This is a genomic window from Pseudodesulfovibrio sp. JC047 (genome assembly GCF_010468615.1).
Taxonomy (GTDB): Bacteria; Desulfobacterota; Desulfovibrionia; order Desulfovibrionales; family Desulfovibrionaceae; genus Pseudodesulfovibrio.
This window is the reverse complement of sequence record NZ_WUEH01000090.1, coordinates 1-415: the sequence shown is the minus strand read 5'-3', so window position 1 is coordinate 415 and position 415 is coordinate 1. Positions and strand designations below refer to the sequence as shown.

The window sequence follows — 415 nt, the reverse complement described above, 5'->3', positions numbered from 1 at the left end:
ACTGGTTATTTTCAATAGCTTTCTTGATTTCAGCCACCCTATCAAGAGCGACCTCGCTATTTTCAACTCTTTCATTCTTTTCCACACGCTTGTAATTCCCCAAAGATTGCACCGGAGCAAGAGAAGAAATGGCATTGATCATGCAAAATCCTTTAATTTGATATTCATTCCATTACAGCAAGTATCGGCAAAAAAGAAAAAAAGTTAATGGATCTTTGAAATCTGTTTTTGCAATTCCTTACCAAATTTCTTGGTGGTGGTGATGGGTTTTTTTCCGGTTTCTGCCACAGAGCCAAAAGATTGCGATTGCAAACTTTTAAACATAAAAAACATCAAAAAAATTAAAATATAACAAAACAAAAAAAAGCAAATGGTAGGGAACAGCCAATTTTTGAGATTAGAACTATTCATGACC

The 415-nt window shown here is 34.5% G+C and carries 1 protein-coding gene; it reads right to left on the bottom strand.

Annotation, left to right across the window (positions count from 1 at the left end; genetic code table 11):
* Nucleotides 1-204: 204 nt before the first annotated feature.
* Nucleotides 205-415 (bottom strand): hypothetical protein (locus GO013_RS16775; RefSeq protein ID WP_343219596.1); only part of this gene is annotated, 211 nt, incomplete at its 5' end.